The organism is Arthrobacter sp. yr096 (assembly GCF_900108925.1).
Taxonomy (GTDB): domain Bacteria; phylum Actinomycetota; class Actinomycetes; order Actinomycetales; family Micrococcaceae; genus Arthrobacter.
In genome coordinates this window covers 469842-489379 of record NZ_FNYI01000005.1, presented here as the reverse complement: position 1 = coordinate 489379, position 19538 = coordinate 469842, and the positions used below count along the sequence as shown (strand labels likewise).

Annotated in this window: 16 protein-coding genes; 7 read left to right on the top strand and 9 right to left on the bottom strand. The window is 62.8% G+C overall.

Annotation, left to right across the window (positions count from 1 at the left end; all coding sequences use genetic code 11):
- A partial coding sequence (gene aceE, locus BMY91_RS15575) for a pyruvate dehydrogenase (acetyl-transferring), homodimeric type (RefSeq protein ID WP_090823522.1) occupies positions 1–2271 on the top strand: 2271 nt, incomplete at its 5' end.
- Between the two features lie 87 nt (positions 2272–2358).
- On the opposite strand, the gene BMY91_RS15570 is transcribed toward aceE, so the two are convergent.
- Entirely contained in the window at positions 2359–2550 is a 192-nt protein-coding gene (locus tag BMY91_RS15570; RefSeq protein ID WP_090823460.1) for a YegP family protein, read from the bottom strand.
- Between the two features lie 159 nt (positions 2551–2709).
- On the opposite strand from BMY91_RS15570, the gene nboR reads away from it, so the two are divergent.
- Positions 2710–3348 carry a nicotine blue oxidoreductase gene (gene nboR, locus BMY91_RS15565; RefSeq protein ID WP_090823458.1) on the top strand — a complete coding sequence of 213 codons (639 nt, stop codon included), beginning with the start codon at positions 2710–2712 and terminating at the stop codon, positions 3346–3348.
- Positions 3349–3368: 20 nt separating this feature from the next.
- Entirely contained in the window at positions 3369–3836 is a 468-nt protein-coding gene (locus BMY91_RS15560; protein ID WP_090823455.1) for a GNAT family N-acetyltransferase, read from the top strand.
- Positions 3837–3884: 48 nt separating this feature from the next.
- Here BMY91_RS15560 and BMY91_RS15555 read toward each other — a convergent pair whose 3' ends face one another.
- The 5 genes from BMY91_RS15555 to BMY91_RS15535 all read right to left on the bottom strand — a co-directional run bounded on the left by BMY91_RS15555 (position 3885) and on the right by BMY91_RS15535 (position 11364).
- The gene (locus BMY91_RS15555) at positions 3885–6728 is read right to left on the bottom strand and encodes a molybdopterin-dependent oxidoreductase (protein WP_090823453.1); all 2844 of its coding nucleotides are present in this window, start codon (positions 6726–6728) and stop codon (positions 3885–3887) included.
- On the bottom strand, positions 6718–7656 hold the full coding sequence (locus BMY91_RS15550; RefSeq protein WP_090823451.1) for an FAD binding domain-containing protein: 939 nt from the start codon (positions 7654–7656) through the stop codon (positions 6718–6720). Before BMY91_RS15550 ends, BMY91_RS15555 begins: the two co-directional genes overlap by 11 nt.
- On the bottom strand, positions 7647–8957 hold the full coding sequence (locus BMY91_RS15545; RefSeq protein ID WP_090823449.1) for an XdhC family protein: 1311 nt from the start codon (positions 8955–8957) through the stop codon (positions 7647–7649). Before BMY91_RS15545 ends, BMY91_RS15550 begins: the two co-directional genes overlap by 10 nt.
- Positions 8958–9288: 331 nt before the next feature.
- Complete coding sequence (locus BMY91_RS15540) at positions 9289–10863, bottom strand: NCS2 family permease (RefSeq protein ID WP_090823447.1); 1575 nt, start codon at positions 10861–10863, stop codon at positions 9289–9291.
- 6 nt (positions 10864–10869) lie between these two features.
- Positions 10870–11364 (bottom strand): nucleoside deaminase, encoded by a 495-nt coding sequence (locus tag BMY91_RS15535; protein WP_017200639.1) that lies wholly within the window; start codon positions 11362–11364, stop codon positions 10870–10872.
- Between the two features lie 430 nt (positions 11365–11794).
- Between BMY91_RS15535 and BMY91_RS15530 the strand changes: the two genes are divergently transcribed.
- A complete protein-coding gene (locus BMY91_RS15530; protein ID WP_090823445.1) occupies positions 11795–13138 on the top strand; it encodes an 8-oxoguanine deaminase in 1344 nt (447 codons plus the stop codon).
- A 90-nt stretch (positions 13139–13228) separates the two neighbouring features.
- On the opposite strand, the gene BMY91_RS15525 is transcribed toward BMY91_RS15530, so the two are convergent.
- Together BMY91_RS15525 and BMY91_RS23505 are read right to left on the bottom strand one after the other, a co-directional pair.
- Positions 13229–14233: a hypothetical protein gene (locus tag BMY91_RS15525; RefSeq protein ID WP_256212767.1), complete on the bottom strand. Its 1005-nt coding sequence runs from the start codon at positions 14231–14233 to the stop codon at positions 13229–13231.
- 358 nt (positions 14234–14591) lie between these two features.
- The gene (locus BMY91_RS23505; RefSeq protein WP_256212766.1) at positions 14592–14726 is read right to left on the bottom strand and encodes a hypothetical protein; all 135 of its coding nucleotides are present in this window, start codon (positions 14724–14726) and stop codon (positions 14592–14594) included.
- Between the two features lie 489 nt (positions 14727–15215).
- Between BMY91_RS23505 and BMY91_RS15515 the strand changes: the two genes are divergently transcribed.
- The gene (locus tag BMY91_RS15515; protein WP_090823443.1) at positions 15216–16151 is read left to right on the top strand and encodes a type IV toxin-antitoxin system AbiEi family antitoxin domain-containing protein; all 936 of its coding nucleotides are present in this window, start codon (positions 15216–15218) and stop codon (positions 16149–16151) included.
- Positions 16152–16332: 181 nt separating this feature from the next.
- Here the strand turns inward: BMY91_RS15515 and BMY91_RS23165 are convergent, their stop codons facing one another.
- Positions 16333–16509: a hypothetical protein gene (locus BMY91_RS23165; protein WP_175538651.1), complete on the bottom strand. Its 177-nt coding sequence runs from the start codon at positions 16507–16509 to the stop codon at positions 16333–16335.
- Between the two features lie 371 nt (positions 16510–16880).
- On the opposite strand from BMY91_RS23165, the gene pucL reads away from it, so the two are divergent.
- Together pucL and BMY91_RS15505 are read left to right on the top strand one after the other, a co-directional pair.
- Positions 16881–17795: a factor-independent urate hydroxylase gene (gene pucL / locus BMY91_RS15510; protein WP_174754456.1), complete on the top strand. Its 915-nt coding sequence runs from the start codon at positions 16881–16883 to the stop codon at positions 17793–17795.
- 185 nt (positions 17796–17980) lie between these two features.
- The gene (locus BMY91_RS15505; RefSeq protein ID WP_090823441.1) at positions 17981–19489 is read left to right on the top strand and encodes a nucleobase:cation symporter-2 family protein; all 1509 of its coding nucleotides are present in this window, start codon (positions 17981–17983) and stop codon (positions 19487–19489) included.
- The last annotated feature ends 49 nt before the right edge of the window (positions 19490–19538 follow it).

Sequence of the window (19538 nt, the reverse complement as noted above, 5' to 3'; positions counted from 1 at the left end):
AGGGCGTTCATGGAAGGCCGGTTGAGTGAGGAGGATTTGGACGGGTTCCGTCAGGAAAAGTCCAAGGAAGGCCACGCCCTGTCCTCGTACCCGCACCCGCGGCTGATGCCGGACTTCTGGGAATTCCCGACCGTGTCGATGGGTATCGGCCCGATGAACGCGATCTACCAGGCCCAGTCCAACCGGTATCTGCAGAACCGTGGCATCAAGGACACCAGTGACCAGCAGGTCTGGGCGTTCCTGGGTGACGGGGAAATGGACGAGCCCGAGTCCCGTGGCCTGCTCCAGCTCGCCGCGAACGAGAACCTGGACAACCTGAACTTCGTGATCAACTGCAACCTCCAGCGCCTGGACGGGCCGGTGCGCGGTAACGGCAAGATCATGCAGGAACTCGAAGCGTTCTTCCGCGGCGCGGGCTGGAACGTGATCAAGGTCGTCTGGGGCCGGGAATGGGACACCCTGCTGGAGAACGACACCGACGGGGCGTTGGTGAACATCATGAACGAAACCCCCGATGGTGACTACCAGACCTACAAGGCCGAATCCGGCGGGTTCGTGCGGGAACACTTCTTCGGTAAGTCCCCGCAGACCAAAGACATGGTCGCGGACTTGAACGACGAGCAGATCTGGGGCCTCAAACGCGGCGGGCACGACTACCGCAAGGTCTACGCCGCGTACAAGGCCGCGACCGAATTCAAGGGCAAACCCACCGTGATCCTGGCCAAAACGGTCAAGGGCTACGGCCTGGGCCCGCACTTCGAGGGCCGCAACGCGACCCACCAGATGAAGAAACTGACCATGGAAGACCTCAAAGCCTTCCGTGACCACCTCCGCATCCCCATCAGCGATGACCAACTCGACGCGGACCTCTACCGGCCCCCGTACTACCACCCCGGCATGGACGCCCCGGAAATCAAATACCTCATGGAACGCCGCGCGGAACTGGGCGGATTCGTACCCGAACGGCGCCGCAAACACACCGAGGTAGTCCTGCCCGAGACCAAATCCTACGAAGTAGCCAAACGCGGCTCCGGGAAACAACAAGCCGCCACCACCATGGCCTTCGTCCGGCTCCTCAAAGACCTCATGCGGGACAAAAACTTCGGCGCCCGGTTCGTGCCCGTCGTCCCCGACGAATCACGCACCTTCGGGATGGACGCGTTCTTCCCGACCGCGAAAATCTACAACCCCAAAGGCCAGAACTACCTCTCCGTGGACCGCGACCTCGTCCTGGCCTACAAAGAATCCCCCGCAGGCCAACTGATCCACCCCGGCATCAACGAAGCCGGCGCCGTCGCAGCGTTCACCGCCGCCGGGACCGCCTACGCCACCCACGGCGAACCCCTGGTCCCGATCTACGTGTTCTACTCCATGTTCGGCTTCCAACGCACCGGAGATTCCTTCTGGGCAGCAGCGGACCAAATGACCCGCGGCTTCATCATCGGCGCCACCGCAGGACGGACCACCCTCACCGGCGAAGGACTCCAACACGCCGACGGACACTCCCCCATCCTGGCCTCCACCAACCCCGCCGTGAAAACCTACGACCCCGCCTACGGCTACGAAATCGGCCACATCATCCGCCACGGCCTCGAACAAATGTACGGACCAGACGCTGACGATGACAGAAATGTCATGTACTACCTCACCGTCTACAACGAACCCATCACCCAACCCGCGGAACCGGAAAACCTCGACCTCAACGGACTCCTCAAAGGCATCTACAAACTCGCAGACGCCCCCACGGGAGAGGCCAACCGACCCACCGCGAACATCCTCGCCTCCGGCGTGTCCGTACCCTGGGCCCTCGAAGCAGCACGGATCCTCAACGAGGACTGGGGAGTCGCCGCCGACGTCTTCTCCGTGACCTCCTGGAACGAACTACGACGCGACGGACTCGCCGCCGAAGAACACGCCTTCCTCAACCCCGGCCAACCCGCCCGCACCCCGTTCATCACCGAACAACTCAAAGACACCACCGGACCCGTCATCGCCGTGTCCGACTACATGAAAGCCGTCCCCGACCAAATCCGCCAATTCATCCCCAACGACTTCGCCTCCCTCGGAGCAGACGGCTTCGGCTTCTCCGACACCCGCCAAGCCGCACGCCGCTACTTCAAAAACGACACCCACTCCATCGTCGCCAAAACCCTCCAGTTGCTGGCGGCGAGGGGCGAAGTGGAGGAGGGCGCGCCGTCGTACGCCATTGACCGCTACAAGCTGCTGGACGTGAACGCCGGCACCACCGGCGGAGCAGGCGGAGACGCCTAAACAACCCGCACAAACGACAGTTGGCGGCAGTGTTCGTGAAGAACACTGCCGCCAACTGTCATTTCGCTGGGTTTCGCTGAACGGGCATCAGGTGCCCAGGTTCCGCCTGTCGACCACGAAGCCTGTTGCCGCATTCTCGCGGACTGCGTTGATGCCGGCCACAACGGCCTTCAAATTCGGGAACTGTGGCGACACTGCCACAACCGTGCCGTCCTCGGCCGTAAGCCGGAATCGGAATGAGTTACTACCTGCTTTGAGAATCTCGAAACTACCCGCCATTTTCCCCTGTCCTCACGCGTCGTTGCGTACCCGAGCTGACTGCATAACTCCCACACCGACCCTAACGGCCATTGAGGGACACCAAAAGCCCTACTGATCGGTAATTTACAACCGATATCGGTAGATCTCTTCGAAAGCATCCAAGGAGCTAGAGACCGCATGGAACCCCGCGCGTATCGTGAGGATATGACTGACTCCGGCATGGCCCCAGTGACGGGCGTGCTGCTTGCTGCGGGCGCCGGCACCCGCTTGGGCCGCGGCCCCAAGGCGCTGCTCCCCTTCCGCGGCCGCACCCTGGTGGAGGTCCTGGCCGATACGCTCTTCGACGGCGGCTGCCGCGAGGTTGTGGTGGTGCTGGGAGCCGAGGCCGAACATGTTCGAAGCGTCACGGACCTGGGCACGCACGTGGTGGTGGAGAACGAAAAGTGGGCCAAAGGAATGGCTGGCTCCTTCCGCGCCGGAATCGACGCCGCAGCACCGGGCAACAGCATCATGGTGGCCTTGGTGGACCAACCGGGTTTAACCCCGACGGCGGTCAGCAGGCTGCTGGGCAGCCACCACCCCGGTCGGGTCACGGCGGCCGCCTACCCTGACGAGTCAGGCCACCTGAAGCGCCGGCACCCGGTGATTTTCGACGTCGGGCTTCGATCCGAAGCGGCCGCAGCGGCCAATGGCGACACCGGAGCGCGTTCGTTCCTCAAAGCGCATCCGGGGCTGGTTGATCTGGTGGACTGCAGCGACCTTTGCTCCGGCGAAGACCTGGACACCAAGGATCAACTGCATCTTTTGGACGGATAACGGCGGGTACATTAGGGTCCATGATCCGCATCGCACTTGATGATCCCGCACGCCCTGATGTCCACCAGCTCCTCAGCGAGCACTTGGCCGACATGTTCGCAACCTCTCCGGCCGAGAGCGTACACGCCTTGGACCACTCCGCTTTGTCCCACGAGTCGATCACGTTCTGGACAGCACGCGAGGACGGGGTTCTGTTGGGATGCGGAGCACTGAAGAAGATCTCCAGTGGTCATGCCGAGATCAAGTCGATGCGCACAACAACCAGCGCGCGTGGACGTGGCGTGGCAACTCTGATGCTTGAACACATCGTGGCCGAGGCCGCCCGGCTTGGTTACGGGCGCCTGAGCCTGGAAACGGGCACCGAAGACTACTTCGCTCCCGCACGCCGCCTGTATGCACGGCACGGATTCACGGAATGCCCGCCGTTTGCCGACTACACGCTGGACCCAAACAGCGTGTTCATGGAGCTCACGGTTTCACCCAAGTAGCTGGCATTAGTGGTTGTTCCCAGGGCTGGGAACAACCACTAATGCGAGTCAGTTGGGGATGAGGGTGCGGTCCCGGAGGGCCAGGTAGATCTTGTCCCGTGCGATGGGCAGCTCGCCAAAGCGGATGCCTGTCGCGTTGCGGATGGCGTTGGCCAGCGCAGGTGCCACGGGATTGAACGGGCTCTCACTCATGGACTTGGCACCCAGCGGTCCGGTGGAGTCGTTGGTGGTGGCGAAATAGACCTCGCTCCTGGGCACGTCCGCAAAGGAAGGAATGTGGTATTGCCGCAGGATATCCGTGGTGACCCGCCCGGTGTTGTCCACTTTCACTTCCTCGTACAGCACCGCACCCAGCGCCTGCGCAATGCCGCCCTCGATCTGCCCACGGCACTGCCGCGGGTTGACCACCACGCCGGCATCGGCAGCCTGCACGCTTTGCAGTATTCGCAACTCGCCCGTCCCCGTGTTCACGGCGACCCGGAAACCGTGGACGTTGAACGCCACAGACCGCGGCGTTCCTCCCCAGTTCCCATCAGTGGCGAGCCGCACGCCTTGGAGCCGGGCGGCGTCGACGATGTCCGTCAGCTTCACTGTGCGATCGCCGCACTGGACAGCTCCGTCCACCAAACGGCAGTCCGCCAAGGCGGCTCCCGTCAGGGAGGCAGCGACCGTCTGTATCCGGGTGGCGAGCTCCAGCGCCGCACCCAGGGTCGCCTTGCCGGCCACCACGGTTCCGGCCGAACCGAAGGCACCGGTGTCATGCTCTACGAGGTCGGTATCCGACTGGCGCACAGTCACCTTGGACGCAGTGGTAGCCAACGCAGTGGCGGCCAACTGCGCGTGCACCGTGGTGGTGCCGTTCCCGAATTCGGCCGTTCCGACGTCGACGGCGAACCTTCCGTCCGATTCCAGGCTCACCCGGGTATAGGCGAAGTGGCCACGCGGCGGGACGGTGTCGATCATGGACAGGGCCGAGCCCTCCCCCACGACCCAATCAGGCCCAAGATCGTCCAGTCCGGCGGCACGGTACCGCTCCTTGCCACGGGCCAGAGCATCGCGCACCAGGGCCACGCACTGGTCCAGGCCATAGCTTCCGTAGTGTACGTCTTCCTCGGGCTCGGGCGTGGTGGAGAGCATGTGATCCCCGGGACGGACCATGTTCTTGAGCCGGAACTCCAACGGGTCCATGCCGATACCCACCGCCAGCTCGTCAATGGCTGACTCGATCGCGAAGATCATCTGACTCAACCCGTAACCGCGGAAAGCGCCGGCCGGAACAGTGTTGGTGTAGACGGCGTGGGCGTCCACCTTCTTGTTCACGCATTTGTACACAGCCAACGACTCGCCGCAGCCATGGAACATCACGCCGGGAGCGTGGTTTCCGTACGCGCCGGTGTTGGTCAGGACATCCAATTGCAGCGCCGCGAGATAGCCATCCTTGGTGGCGCCCGCCTTGAGCTTGATGGTGAAGGGGTGACGGGTAGTTGTGGCAATGAACTGCTCCGTGCGGGTGAACTCCACCTGTACCGGGCGGCGGAGTTTCAGTGCTGCGAGGGCCACCAGATCCTCTGTGAGGACCTCCTGCTTGCCACCGAAGCCGCCGCCAACCCGGCCGGCCACAACGCGGACGGTCTCCGGCGGAAGGTTGAACAACCGGCTCAGCGTCCGCTTCACCAGGAACGGCACCTGGGTGGAGGAACGGACAATCAGCCGACCGTCCTCGTCCAGCCAGGCAATGGAGGCGTGGGTTTCCATAGCGACGTGCTGCACACGTTGTGTCTGATACGTGTGCTCGTGGATGAAGTCGGAGGCAGCAAAGCCATCGGCAACGCTACCCAGCTCCGCATGCACTTCTGCAACCACGTTCTGGAGCGGCCTGGAAATCCTGGACGCTTCGCCGTCCTTCTCACCGTGAATTGCCGGGGCTCCCGGAAGGATGGCCTCTTGCGGAGTGAATACCGGTTCCAGAAGTTCGTACTGGACCGCCAATGCCCGGGCTCCGGCCTCCGCTGCACCGACGGATTCGGCCACGATTGCTGCAACCCGCTGCCCGATGAAGCGCACCACGTTGTCCAGGACCCGGGTGTCATCGGGATCGTCCGTGTAGTTCTCGTGCTGGGCAGTGGAGAACAATTGCTGCGGTGCATCCTCGTGCGTGAACACCGCAACCACGCCAGGCACAGCAAGCGCCGGCGCCTTGTCGATGGACACGATCCGGGCATGCGCATGCGGCGAACGCAGGAGCTTCAAATGCAATAAGCCAGGAAGTTGCTCCGCTGGAACGTCCAGGGTGTACCGGGCGGTTCCGGTCACCACGGCATTGCTGGCGAGGGCGGGTACGTTGTCGCCGAGCTGGCCGGGGGTGGCTTCCACGGCAGGCGTTTCAGCGGCTGCGCTCGGGGTTCCCACAACGGCCTGTGACTGCGCCCCGGAAACGTCAGCTCCGGCGTCGTGCTGGTGACTGCTGCCATGGCCACAGACGGCGTCCGCGATGGAGCGGTAGCCGGTGCAGCGGCACAGGTTGCCCTTGAGGTTGCGGGGCAGGTTGGCGCGTTGCTCGTCGTCGAACGTGGCGGCCGTCATCATCATTCCGGCCGTGCAGAAGCCACACTGGAAACCCTGGCCCTCGCTGAACTGTTCCTGCACAGGGTGGAGTTCCCCATCCTTGGAAAGTCCTTCGATGGTGGTGACGGCTTTGCCCTCGGCGCGGACGGCGGGGTAGATGCAGCTGTGGACGGGCTTGCCGTCGACGTGGACGGTGCAGGCTCCGCAGTCGCCGCCATCGCAGCCCTTCTTAACGCCGAAGTTGCCCTCTTCGCGGAGGAATGTGCGGAGGCACTGCCCGGGGCGGGGCGTGGCCTGCGAGGCAGCTCCGTTGATCTCAATTGCCATTCGGGGCCTCCTTCTGCTGGATGTTTGATGGTTCTGGCTGCGCGGACGGTTGCGGCGACGTGGCGTGAGGCGGCCAGAAATCGCCGGACACGTGCATGGACTCACCCAGCAGCTCCGCCCTGATCTCCTCGGCCAGCTTGAACGTCATATCGCGGCGCCATGCCGGGAGCCCATGGATGTCGTCGTGGTACAGCGGCCAGGGAATGGAATCGCCGACGGCGTCAGCCAGCGTCCCGGCGTCGGGAACCTGCCCCGCGGGGAACCTCAGCTGCACGGGCCTTTTGGTGGACGCGGTCACCGTGATGACCAAGGTACCGTCGGGATCGAGGCGCCCGATCAGCAGCACGCCGGAGCGTCCCAGGTTGCTCAGGGACAAGCGCCGGAAGGCGACCCTTGCGGATAGCGCGGTGGCTGGCAGGTGGATACTGCGGAGCAAATCCCCGGGTGCAAGGGCAGTCTGCATATCGCCAGTGACGACGTCCGCCACCTGGACTGTCCGGCTGCTTCCGTCCGGGCTGAAGATGGTAGCCACGCCGTCGAGTCCTGCGCAGAGTGAGGTCATGGGTCCAGCCGGGAGGCCGGTGCAGATATTGCCGCCCACCGTGGACATGTTCCAGATCTTGAACGAGGCCACGAACGAGTCGCAACACGGGCGGATCAGAGCCAGCCCGGGCCATTCGCGGGTGGCTGCTTCGTTGGTTTGTGGCAAGGCGTAAAGCTCGGCGACGGTGCAGGTGGCGGCGAGTTCAAGGCCGTCATCTGTCACGGTGATGGCGGGCCAGTTGGCCTCGCCCAGGTCCAGGAGGCGCTTGAGGACGGTGCTTCCGTAGGAGAAAAGGACTGTGCCTCCAGCGAGCCAGGCGTCGCCGTCGCGCCAAAGGGCAGGGTCCGTGGTGGGCACCACGGCCTCGATGGTGTTCATGTCCATGGGTCCTCCTGAGTGAGGTATTGGGGTACTTGTTGGACCGGCGCTGGATGAATGGGGCCGGTGGTGTCTTTGAGGGAGGGGAAGCCGCCGATGATGGTGGGTTCGACTTTGGAACCAGCTTTGGTACCTGCCTTGATACCGGCCGCGCCGCGCTCCGCCACGATTTCGGCCGTGATGGAAACTGCTACCTCGGCCGGTGTCACGGCTCCGAGGTCCAGGCCGATCGGCGAATGCAACCGTTCCAGCGCTTCCGGAGTTGTCCCGGCGGCAAGCAGGGCATCAACCCGTTGACGGTGGCTGCGACGCGATCCCATGGCGCCGACGTACGCGAGGTTGAAGCGCAAAGCTGTTTCCAGCAACGGGATGTCGAACTTGGGGTCATGGGTGAGGACGCACACCACTGTTCTGTTATCGATGCGGCGTGCTGCTGCCTCAGCCTCCAGGTAGCGGTGGGGCCAGTCGGTGACCACCTGATCGGCCCCGGCGAAGCGGCTTTGCTGTGCGAAAGCGGGCCGGGCATCGCAGAGGGTGACGTTGTAGCCGAGGAGTTTCCCGGCGGGGAGCAACGCGGCACCAAAGTCGTTGGCGCCAAAGATCAGCATCCGTGCGGCCGGCAAGCGGCTCTCAACAAACAAGGTGATGGGCTCGGGCTGGGTTTCATCTTCCTGGCTCTCGGCAGCCCACCTGTCGGTGGTGACCCAACCATCAATGCATTCCTCCGGCGGGGCCAGCCGGACCAGCCCTGCACGTCCGCCTTGGAGCAGCGGTTCAACCTGGGCAGCGGCGGCGAAGAGGGTGGCGGGGTGGTCCCCCACCAATTTGGCCAGCTCCTCTGATTCCATGGCGCGGAACCGCACAGGATCATTGATGACAACTACTCCTCCACCGGCACCCAGCCTGCGGATAAGTGCCACAGCCGCGGGGGCTTGGGCCTGGTCCTTGGTGGGCGGCTGTCCAGTAAAAAGGGAAAGCTCAGGCGATCCAGCGCCCAGCGGCTGGATATGGACTTCCAGTTCCCCTCCACAGGTGAGTCCGACGGCGAACGCGTCCTCGGCACTGAAGCCGAACGACTCAAGGCGCGGGCCGCCGTCGCGCATGGCTTCCAGTGCCGCCTCAACGACGGCGCCTTCCACGCAGCCTCCGGACAAGCTACCCAGGATTTCGCCATGTTCGGAGACCATCATGGAGGTCCCCATGGGCCGGGGCACAGAGCCGCCGGTCCCTACGATCGTGGCCACGGCACACAGTTGGCCAGAGACCGCAGGCCGCCAGCTGCCCAGTGAAGGCATCAGATCCAGCATGGCAACACATCCTTATTCCAGGTGTCCCGGCCAGGTGGCCCGGCCGGAGCAGTGCGCGATCTTGCCTCATATTCTCATTTCCAGAGGTTGTTGAGGGGTAGTCGCGGCTTATCAGTAAAAGTTCAATGGCTAAGAGTTCATAGGAACGGGGGCAAGGGCTTCATCTCCCTGCCCCCGTTCCCTGACGGAGCGCAAGGACCCAGCCGCCGCCCGCCGTCGTGCCTGTTCACAAGGGACGACGACGGCGGACGCCTATTCGTGCGGTGGGTTCCGACGGACCGTCGATCGGAGTGCCGGTTGTGATCCCGCCGGCGCGGGGTGGGGCTCCGGGCTAGACGCCCATCAGGGCGTTGATGGGGCCCCGGGCGAAGTAGATGATGAAGCCCACCGTGACCACCCACATGAGCGGGTGTACCTTCTTGGCCTTGCCCGACGCTGCGCTGATGACGGCGAAGGAGATGAACCCGACGCCGATGCCGTTGGCGATGGAGTAGGTCAACGGCATGGTGACAATGGTGAGGAACGCAGGGAGCGCGATGGAGAACTTGGTGAACTTGATCTCGCGGATCTGCGCCATCATCATCGCGCCCACCACCACCAGTGCTGCCGCAGCTACTTCCAAAGGCACCACCGAGGTGAGCGGGGTGAAGAACATCGAGCCCAGGAACAGCAAGCCGGTGACCACTGAAGCCAAACCGGTGCGGGCTCCTTCGCCGATGCCTGCCGCGGAGTCGATGTACACGGTGTTGGACGAACCGGACGTTGCGCCACCCACCACTGCGCCCATGCCTTCAACAATGAAAGCGGACTTCAGCTTGGGGAACGTACCGTCCTTGTGAGCCACGCCTGCGCTCTTGGCCAGGCCGGTCATGGTGCCCATGGCGTCAAAGAAGTTGGTGAACACCAGCGTGAAGACCAACATGGTGGCCGCCAATCCACCGATCCTGGCGAATGAGCCGAAGAGATCGAACTGGCCCACCAGGCTGAGGTCCGGAACAGACACCAGCTGGCTCGACAGGATGGGCACGTTGAGGTGCCAGCCGCCGGGGTTCTGGGCGCTGCCGGGGCCGATGTGGAACACTGCCTCGACGACTGCGGCAAGGACGGTGGTGGCGACGATGCCGATCAGCAGGCCGCCCTGGATCTTGCGTGCCACGAGGATACCCATGGTCAGCAGTCCGACGATGAAGACGAGCGTGGGGATGGAGGTGATGGAACCATCGTTGCCGAGCTGAACCGGCGGGCCGCCTGCTGTGGGGCGGACAAAGCCGGAGTCCACAAAGCCGATGAAGGCGATGAAGAGGCCGATGCCTACGGTAATGGCGGCCTTGAGCTCCTTGGGTACTGCCTTGAAAATCGCCGTCCGGGCGCCGGTGGCACCGAAGAGGACAATCAGGATGCCGTTGATGACCACCAGGCCCATGGCTTCTGGCCACGTGACTTCCTGGATGACCGCCACGGCGAGGAAGGAGTTGATGCCCAGGCCGGCGGCGAGGCCGAAGGGCAGATTGGCCACGAGGCCGAATACGATGGTCATGACGCCGGCGGTGAGGCCCGTAACGGCACCCACCTGTGCTGCGGAAAGCCAGCCGCCCGCCACGTCAACCGGAGCGTTGTCTGCCGAGAATCCACCCAGAATGAGTGGGTTCAGGATGACGATGTACGCCATGGTGAAGAACGTGACCAGGCCGCCGCGGAATTCGCGGGCCAAGGTGGAGCCACGCTTGGAGATCTGGAAGAACTTATCCAGGAAGGAATTCGACGCCGGGGGCTTTTTGTTGCCATCGGCCAGGCCCGTTGCCGTGTGCTTTGCTTGTGCCGCTGTGGGCTCTGCACTCTTTCCGCCATTGGGGAGGAGTGCAGCCTGCTTTTCAGCGGAATTGTCCAGGATTGTCATGTCAGCCACCGGGCCCTAGTAATCAATCCTGGAATCAAGCGTGTTCCATGTGTTGAACGGCTGGAGGGCCGCCGGAGCCTGGGGGTCGCCCAGTTCCAGCTTGGCTACCGGCATCAGCGCGTCCCGGTTGTCGTTCTCGAAGTACTCGTAGAAGACGGCGTCGTCGAAGCCGACGGATGCGGCATCGTGACGGTCTGCGGCAAAGAACACGCGGTCAACGCGTGCCCAGAGTGCGGAGGCCAGGCACATGGGGCACGGCTCGCAGCTGGTGTAAAGGGTTGCTCCGCTGAGATCGAAGGTTCCCAGTTCGCGGCAGGCGTTACGGATGGCCGTGACTTCTGCGTGTGCCGTGGGATCGTTCGTGGCGGTAACGCGGTTGACGCCTTCGAAGGCTCGTCCGTCCGCGGTGACAATGACGGCGCCGAAAGGGCCACCACTGTTGAGGACATTGGCTGTTGCCAGCTCAATGGAGGTGGCCAGGAATTGCTCGGCCGTGACGGTTGTACTCATGTTGCGACTTCCTTAGTGCTGTGGAAGCCAGGTGACCGTTCGGGGGCGCTACAAAAAGGAGCTCCAGTTAGCTTGGTTACCAGGCTTCAGCATGTGCGATGAAGGTTAAGTTGCGCCTGGTAGATAGCTTCCCGAGGTCCGGGTGCCCGCCTTTGGCAGTTAGAGCGTAGCACCACGATTGTGAGCCGCGCCATAGTTTTTTGAAAATTTAATTTCGTCATACGAAATTAGTTAATTCAGCAGGACGATCTTGAACCGGCACCGGACTGATGCCAAATGTGACCGGGATGCGCCTGCAGGCGTTGACTGCCGCCGTCGAGCATTTTACGCTTTTTGCACCGGACGCCTCAGGTGTACCGGCAACCTGGATCAGCAGACAGGGCCTAACTGAGCTGGAACGCGTACACGCCGACCAGACAAGGAACCTGTCATGACCCCTCTTTGGATCAAGAACCCGCTGGGTATCTTCACCGCAAACGACCTCGACGCCGGCGGCGGCCTGGTTGTTGCTGACGGAAAAATAGTGGAGCTGGTGCCTTCGGGCGGGCAGCCCACTTCTCCCGCAACCGTTTTTGACGCGTCCGGGCATGTGGTTCTCCCCGGGCTCATCAACACGCACCACCACTTCTACCAAACGCTCACCCGCGCCTGGGGACCGGTGGCCAACGCGCCGTTGTTCCCCTGGCTGCAGAATCTCTACCCTGTGTGGGCACGATTGACGCCCCGGAGCCTGGAACTTGCGGTGCAGGTTGCGCTTGCAGAATTGCTGCTTTCCGGCTGCACCACGGCCGCCGACCACCACTATCTCTTCCCCGACGGCATGGAAGACGCCATTGACATCGAGGTAGCCGCAGTCCGCCAGATGGGGATGCGGGCCACGTTGACCCGCGGTTCCATGACGCTGGGAGAGGACGACGGCGGGCTGCCGCCCAGGACCACGGTCCAGTCGCCTGAAGCGATCCTTGCGGACAGCGAGCGGCTCATCCGCAAGTATCACGAAACCGGTGACGGGGCAGTTGTTCAGATCGCGCTTGCCCCGTGTTCGCCATTCTCGGTGACCAAGGAAATCATGGCCGAGAGCGCCGCCATGGCCGAACGCTTCGACGTCCGGCTCCATACCCATCTTGCCGAAACCATCGACGAAGAAGACTTCTGCCAGTCCATGTTCGGGTTGCGGACCGTGGACTACCTTGAATCGGTGGGCTGGCTCGGATCCCGCACCTGGCTGGGCCACGGCATCCACTTCAACGACGAGGAGATTGCCAGGCTGGGAGCCGCGGGCACCGCCGTCGCACACTGCCCCACCTCCAACATGCGGCTTGCATCCGGGACCGCGCGCGTCCTGGAACTTGAGGCAGCGGGTGTGCCCGTGGGACTCGGGGTGGACGGATCGGCGTCAAACGATGCTTCCAACATGATCCTCGAGGCACGGCAGGCACTGTATTTGCAGCGGCTCCGCTACGGCGCATCCGTTCCCGTGGAGCGGGCGCTGGGTTGGGCGACGCGTGGATCCGCTGCGGTTTTGGGGCGTTCTGACATCGGGCAACTGGCTCCGGGGATGCAGGCCGATCTGGCACTTTTCAAGCCTGACGAGCTGCGTTTCTCCGGCAGCCACGACCCCGTAGCTGCATTGCTGCTCTGCGGCGCCGACCGTGCCGACCGTGTGATGGTTGGCGGCGACTGGAGGGTAGTGGATGGTGCGATTCCGGGGCTGGACGTGGCCGGGCTGATCGCCGAGCACTCCGCCGCCGCGCGGAAGCTGGTGGCTGGGTAGGTTCAGCCCTCCTTCGCGAAATCGCCGGAACGCGCCCATTTCACAGGGAACGTTCCGGCGAATTCGCACTGTTCCGGCTATCTGGTCGCCTTAGATCGCGATCTTGTAAACGTGGTGCGTGTACTCGTTGGCGAACGAGTCCGTGAACTTACCGTTCTGCACGGCGATGGTCCGGTTCTCCCCAACAACCTCCACTTGCGTGCCAGTGATCCCAGCAGGAAGCGTGAAGGTCTTCGAACCCGTAGAACCGTTCAATCCGATGCCCGCAAAGAGGTATGCACTGCCATCCTTGGCTTTCAACATGGTGTCGGTTCCTGCGGCGCCTGCATTCCACACATAGCTCTGCGTGTTGAGGACAGGTGCCAGAGCCTGGATACCAGCGAGGGCGGCCTTGATCTTCGCCTTGCGGTCAGCCGGCGCCTGCACCAAGGAATACGTCCCGAACCCCGACTGGCCGTTGTTGTTGTGCTGGAAGATGCTGATCCCGCGCGCCTCATGGATGATGCCGGACCACATGGCGCCCTCCATCTGCTCGGGCGTGATGGTCCGGTCATTGGAGGCGTTCAGGAACGGCCTGGCGGACTCAACGAAAATCCAGTTCGGGTGGATGCCCGGTGCCGACTGGAACGTCCGCATCTGATCCAACTGCCAGCCGTAGGCCGCTGACGTGGCCGTCTTTGCGCCCTGCGGCCATGACGGAGTCCGGTTCAACTCATCCTGGAGATCAGCCCGTGTGTACATGTAGTTGTCCACGGATGCAGCATCAACGGCCGCCATGAACTCATCCATGAGTCCCGGCGCCCAGTACGTGCCAAGGATGCCCTTGGAATAGTTGGCGAAAGCGAACCTGCCATCGTTGAACCCGCGGATCTGCGCCACCTTGCTCGTCATCTGCTGAAGGTTTGCCGCGTACGTGGAGCCATTGCAGCCCAGCCCGAGCATGTCGCACTCGTCGTAGGTGTCCCAGCCGACCACGCCGGTGTTACTGCCCACTTCGGTACGTGACCACTCCGTGCCGGCGATGACCAGCATGCCCGTGTTGGTAATGGACGCCATCGTTGAACCGTCGTGTTCGGCGTTCTGGTAAACGTTCACGCCAATGTCCTTCAACTGGGCGGCATGCTCAGGTTTGCCGTAATAGACACTGACCGGGAACAGGTTGGGGTTGTTGAGCCTTGCCGCTCCAGGGAACTTTGCCCAGTAGGCAGGCCCGCCATCCCAAGGGATCCTGGCCAGGTTGGTGAGGGTGCCCGTGCTCGGAGGTGGCGTGGGGGTTGGGGTCGCCGTCGACGTAGGCGTGGGCGTCGGGGTTGGCGTTGGGGTTGGGGTCGCCGTCGGACTAGCACTCGGCGTCCGCGTCGGCGTCGGGGTTGGGGTCGCCGTCGACGTAGGCGTGGGCGTCGGTGTTGCACTCGGCGTCCGCGTCGGCGTCGGGGTTGGGGTCGCCGTCGGACTAGCACTCGGCGTCCGCGTCGGCGTCGCAGTACTTGTAGCCGTTGGCGTAGGACTTGCCGTTGTTGCAGTCGGCGTGGGCGTTGGTGCTGTGACAGTTTCCGACGGCGTCGGCTGGGGTGTCGGCGTTGTGCACCCGGCTAGAGCCAACGCGATCACCGCCCCAAGAGTTGAGACCTTGAGTTTCATAGCATGTGTTCCTTTGGGGTAGCAGCGAAATGAGAGCTGCTGCGGTACCGGCCCCCAGACCAGTTCTTCCGTCACCCGCATATGCAGGGTTCCAGCCAGGACATTGCCTGGCACGACGCGGCGATACGCGTCGGATTCCCGTTCAGTTCCGGTGCACCGCCTGTAGACGGCGTTCGTCGAGCGAGAAGGCGCAGCCCGTGTCCGGTCAGGGCCGCAGCGGCCCTTGAAGACCCGGAGGGTGGCCGCTTGCCCAGCTTACGTGAAGCCGTAAGCACCCTACCGTTTGTTACGTAGGTCACATTTTGGCCATTTCGACGACTTACTGCGGGTTAGGCCGATGGCACGGCACAGCTTGCAGCAAGCCCCCGAATCGGTTTTCTCCACATAGGCCATTCCCCGCCTTCTCCTGCGTCACGTCCCAACCGAGGCTTAAACCATGGTGAACAGCAACCGGGGCAAGCTCCCCGCGGGAATGAATTTATGGCGGACCAGCGAGCTCCATGAACTCGGCTTCAATGACAGAAAGATTGCGGCCCTGATCCGAGAAGGCCAGCTGGTCCGACTGCGTCGAGGCTGCTACATCCGCGGCAGCACGTGGATGGCCCAAAAGCCCTGGGTCCGCAGTCGGCAACTAATTGCGGCTCATGCCCACGGAACGCTGGCGACGTCGGCCGGCGGATTGATCTACAGCCACACCTCAGCCGCACGCCTCCACGGGCTGTTTCTTTGGGAAGTAGATGACCGGGTACACGTCACCACAGTTTCCACGGCGTCACCTACCTCCCACGGCCTCGATGTCGTTCCACACACGCGCGCACTGGCGCCCGGTGAACTGACATACGTGGACGGCATGCCGTGCACCTCCCTTGAACGTACCGTTGTGGACTGCTGCCTCATGCTGAACTACAAACAGTCCTTGGTGCTGATGGACCACGCCCTTCGCTTGGGGGCCGACGCGGGAGTGATCCGGCAGATCTGCGGGTCTTTGGCCGGACGCAACGGAGTTCTCACGCTCCGCCGGGCCCTGGAGAATGCGGACGCGCGATCCGAGTCACCCGGTGAAACCCTGACCCGTGAGCTGCTCCAGCGCTTGAACATGGAACCCCCCGAGCTCCAAGTGGAGGTATCGACGACGGAGGGGCAGTACAGGCTGGATTTTGCTTGGCGGGAAAAGAGGGTGGCCTTGGAGTTCGATGGGAAAGTGAAGTACTTCGACTACGCGCCCGCCACCGAGGTGATCTACCAGGAAAGGCAGCGCGAGAAGGCACTCATGGCGCAGGGCTGGAAGTTTATCCGGATCAACTGGCAGCACCTGATCAGGGAGCAGGACTTCAAGACGAGTGTGCTGCGGGTCTTGCGGAGCGCAGAGTAGTCCCCATTTCGGGGTCTCGCCGCGTGAAGTGCCGCGCGCACGGCATTGGGTGCAGCGAGGCGTCGAAATGGGCGCCAGGGCGGACGCGCCGAGAAAGCGGAAAGGCGGGCAACACCTCCCCAGGTGTCACCCGCCTCGTTGGCTCTGTTGCGCAGAGTCCGCGCCCCTTTGATGCAGGGTCTTAGGGGCGCTGCCGGCCGAACACCGGGAGCGCGCGCAGCCAACGGGAGAACCCGCCGGCCTTGCGGTCGCAGTCGGCCGGAATGTAGAAGTCCGGATCTGTTGCACCGAACGGCAGGTACAGCTCCTGACCCGGTGCCGGGAATTCCACGACCTTGTTCGTATCCTTCGAGTCCATCTGTTTCCTCCTCTTTCTAGTGCAGTCAGTTTCCGTACTTCGGAAAACTTTTATTGTTATGTGGAAAGTGTAGGCAGCTCAGAAACGAAGCGTCAAGACCTCCGTCAGAGCAAAACGAGTTGCCCCGGTCACATTTGGATGGTTCATAACGATCCTTGGGAACCCGTATACATAAGCCGAAACCATGCGCTACTCTCGAATGAGTTCGTGGCGTAGGTCACGTAACCTGAGAGCAGCAGGCAGGGTCGTAATGAGCTGGCATCCATGGATGCTGGCTCTTTTTTGTTGGGTCAGCTCCACCAGAAACGCAGTGGAAACACGCGCTTAATTTCATTGATGGAACGTAGGTTCCACCTCACAGAAGTTGGGATATGACCATGAGCAACAACATCGTCCTCGGCGAAAACCAGTACGGCAAAGCAGAAGTCCGCGTCGTCAAGGTCACTCGGGATACGGACCGCCACCACATCGAAGACCTGAACGTTACCTCGCAGCTGCGCGGCGACTTCCAGGCCGCACACCTCGAAGGCGACAACGGCCACGTCGTTGCCACCGACACCCAGAAGAACACCGTCTACGCGTTCGCTCGTGAAGGCGTCGGCTCACCCGAGTCCTTCCTCCTGCGCCTCGCAGACCACTTCACCGGCGGGTTCGACTGGGTTACCGGCGGCCGCTGGGAAGCCGAGGCCTACAGCTGGGACCGCATCCAGGCCCACGGCGAGGGACACGACCACAGCTTCGTCCGCAACGGACAAGAGGTACGTACCGCCGTCGTCGTCCGTGATGGCGCAACCACGCACCTGATTTCCGGCCTCAAGGACCTGACCGTCCTGAAGACCACTCAGTCCGGCTTTGTCGGCTACCCGCGCGACAAGTACACCACCTTGCCGGAGACCACCGACCGCATCCTGGCTACCGATGTATCCGCCCGCTGGCGCTACAACACCAACCTGGACTTCGCCGGCACGGACTTCAACAAGAGCTACGAGGACATCAAGGCCCTTCTCCTGGAAGGCTTCACCGAGAACTACTCCCATGCACTCCAGCAGACGCTGTTCGACATGGGCAAGAAGGTCCTCGAAGCACACAGCGAAGTGGACGAGATCAAGTTCTCCATGCCCAACAAGCACCACTTCCTGGTTGACCTGAGCCCGTTCGGCCTGGACAACCCCAACGAGGTCTTCTTCGCGGCTGACCGCCCGTACGGCCTCATCGAAGCCACGGTCCAGCGCGAGAACATCGACGCTGCACCGGTTGCCTGGAGCGGCATCGCCGGCTTCTGCTAAGCCGCCCCACAGCACTAAACCGCACTAAACCCGCACCACCTCAAGGGTTTGTGTGCAGGTCCCCCCAACGGCGCCCCGTAAAGGCCGGACCTGCACACAAACCCAACCCAAAACAACCTAAAGATTTGTTAGCCAGACACAGTTAGCCAGACGAAGACGTCTGCCATGAACCCAGAAAGTCTGCCATGAACATCAAGAAGAAATCCCGTCCTGCGAATACCACCTCGCCCCAGAAGCATCAGTCGGAGCGGCCCGAGGATAAACGGCTTTCCATCGGAAGCACCTTCGCCTACGGCTTCCAGCACGTCCTCACCATGTACGGCGGAATCATTGCCCCGCCGCTGATCATCGGAGCAGCCGCGGGCATGTCCTCGCAGGACATCGGTCTCCTCATTGCCGCTTGTTTGTTTGTGGGTGGCCTGGCCACCATCCTGCAGACGGTTGGTATCCCGTTCTTCGGCTCGCAGTTGCCCCTGGTCCAGGGTGTTTCCTTCGCCGGCGTTTCCACCATGGTGGCGATCGTCCAGGGTGGCGGCGGAATCCAGGCGGTGTTCGGCTCAGTCATTGTGGCATCGCTGATAGGTTTGGCGATCACTCCCCTGTTCTCCAAAATCATCAAATTCTTCCCACCGGTGGTTACCGGCACCGTGATCACCACCATCGGCCTGACGCTGATGCCGGTGGCCGCTAACTGGGCCATGGGTGGCAACGCCAAGGCCGACAACTACGGCAGCATGGCCAACATCGGACTCGCAGCGGCAACCATGGGTGTTGTCCTCCTCCTGAGCAAGGTTGGCAACGCAGCCATCTCCCGGCTCTCGATCCTGCTGGCCATGGTCATTGGCACCATCATCGCCTTGATTGCCGGTATGGCTGACTTCTCCAAGGTTGGCCAGGGCGACATCGTCGCCTTCCCCACGCCCTTCGCTTTCGGCGCTCCGACCTTCGAGATCGCCGCGATCATCTCCATGCTCATCGTCATCCTGGTGACCCTGACCGAGACCTCGGCCGACATCATTGCCGTGGGCGAGATCGTGGACACCAAAGTGGACTCCCGCCGCATCGGCGACGGCCTCCGCGCAGATATGCTCTCCAGTGCCATCTCCCCGCTGTTCAACTCCTTCACGCAGAGCGCCTTCGCCCAGAACGTAGGCCTCGTGGCCATCACGGGCATCAAGAGCCGCTTCGTGGTCAGCGCCGGCGGCCTCATCCTGGTAATCCTTGGTCTCCTGCCGATCCTGGGCCGCGTTGTGGCAGCGGTTCCGACGCCCGTCCTGGGCGGCGCCGGCGTCGTGCTCTTCGGTACGGTGGCAGCCAGCGGTATCCGCACCCTGGCCAAGGTTGAGTACAAGAACAACATGAACCTGATCATCGTGGCGGCCTCGATCGGCTTCGGCATGATCCCCATCGCCGCCCCGAAGTTCTACGACCAGTTCCCGTCCTGGTTCGCCACGATCTTCCACTCCGGCATCAGCTCGGCGGCCGTCATGGCCATCCTGCTGAACATCCTCTTCAACCACTTCAAAGCCGGTAACTCGGACAACCAGTCCGTATTCGTCGCCGGTACCGACCGGATCGTCAGCGAAGAGGACATCAAGTGCCTCAGCGAAGGCGACCGCTTCGAAAACGGCAAGCTGATCGACGCCGACGGCAAGGAAGTTCCGCTCAAGACCTCCAGCGCGTCAGAGCACTAGCACCCTTCCGCACATGACAGGCGGCAGTGTTTCCTTGGGGGACACTGCC

Bases quoted from the DNA above. Each gene is read 5' to 3' on its own strand.
- BMY91_RS15570 (WP_090823460.1), bottom strand. From the start codon at position 2,550: ATGGCGGGTAGTTTCGAGATTCTCAAAGCAGGTAGTAACTCATTCCGA.
- nboR (WP_090823458.1), top strand. From the start codon at position 2,710: ATGGAACCCCGCGCGTATCGTGAGGATATGACTGACTCCGGCATGGCC.
- BMY91_RS15560 (WP_090823455.1), top strand. From the start codon at position 3,369: ATGATCCGCATCGCACTTGATGATCCCGCACGCCCTGATGTCCACCAG.
- BMY91_RS15555 (WP_090823453.1), bottom strand. From the start codon at position 6,728: ATGGCAATTGAGATCAACGGAGCTGCCTCGCAGGCCACGCCCCGCCCC.
- BMY91_RS15550 (WP_090823451.1), bottom strand. From the start codon at position 7,656: ATGGACATGAACACCATCGAGGCCGTGGTGCCCACCACGGACCCTGCC.
- BMY91_RS15545 (WP_090823449.1), bottom strand. From the start codon at position 8,957: ATGCTGGATCTGATGCCTTCACTGGGCAGCTGGCGGCCTGCGGTCTCT.
- BMY91_RS15535 (WP_017200639.1), bottom strand. From the start codon at position 11,364: ATGAGTACAACCGTCACGGCCGAGCAATTCCTGGCCACCTCCATTGAG.
- BMY91_RS15530 (WP_090823445.1), top strand. From the start codon at position 11,795: ATGACCCCTCTTTGGATCAAGAACCCGCTGGGTATCTTCACCGCAAAC.
- BMY91_RS15515 (WP_090823443.1), top strand. From the start codon at position 15,216: ATGGTGAACAGCAACCGGGGCAAGCTCCCCGCGGGAATGAATTTATGG.
- BMY91_RS23165 (WP_175538651.1), bottom strand. From the start codon at position 16,509: ATGGACTCGAAGGATACGAACAAGGTCGTGGAATTCCCGGCACCGGGT.
- pucL (WP_174754456.1), top strand. From the start codon at position 16,881: ATGACCATGAGCAACAACATCGTCCTCGGCGAAAACCAGTACGGCAAA.
- BMY91_RS15505 (WP_090823441.1), top strand. From the start codon at position 17,981: ATGAACATCAAGAAGAAATCCCGTCCTGCGAATACCACCTCGCCCCAG.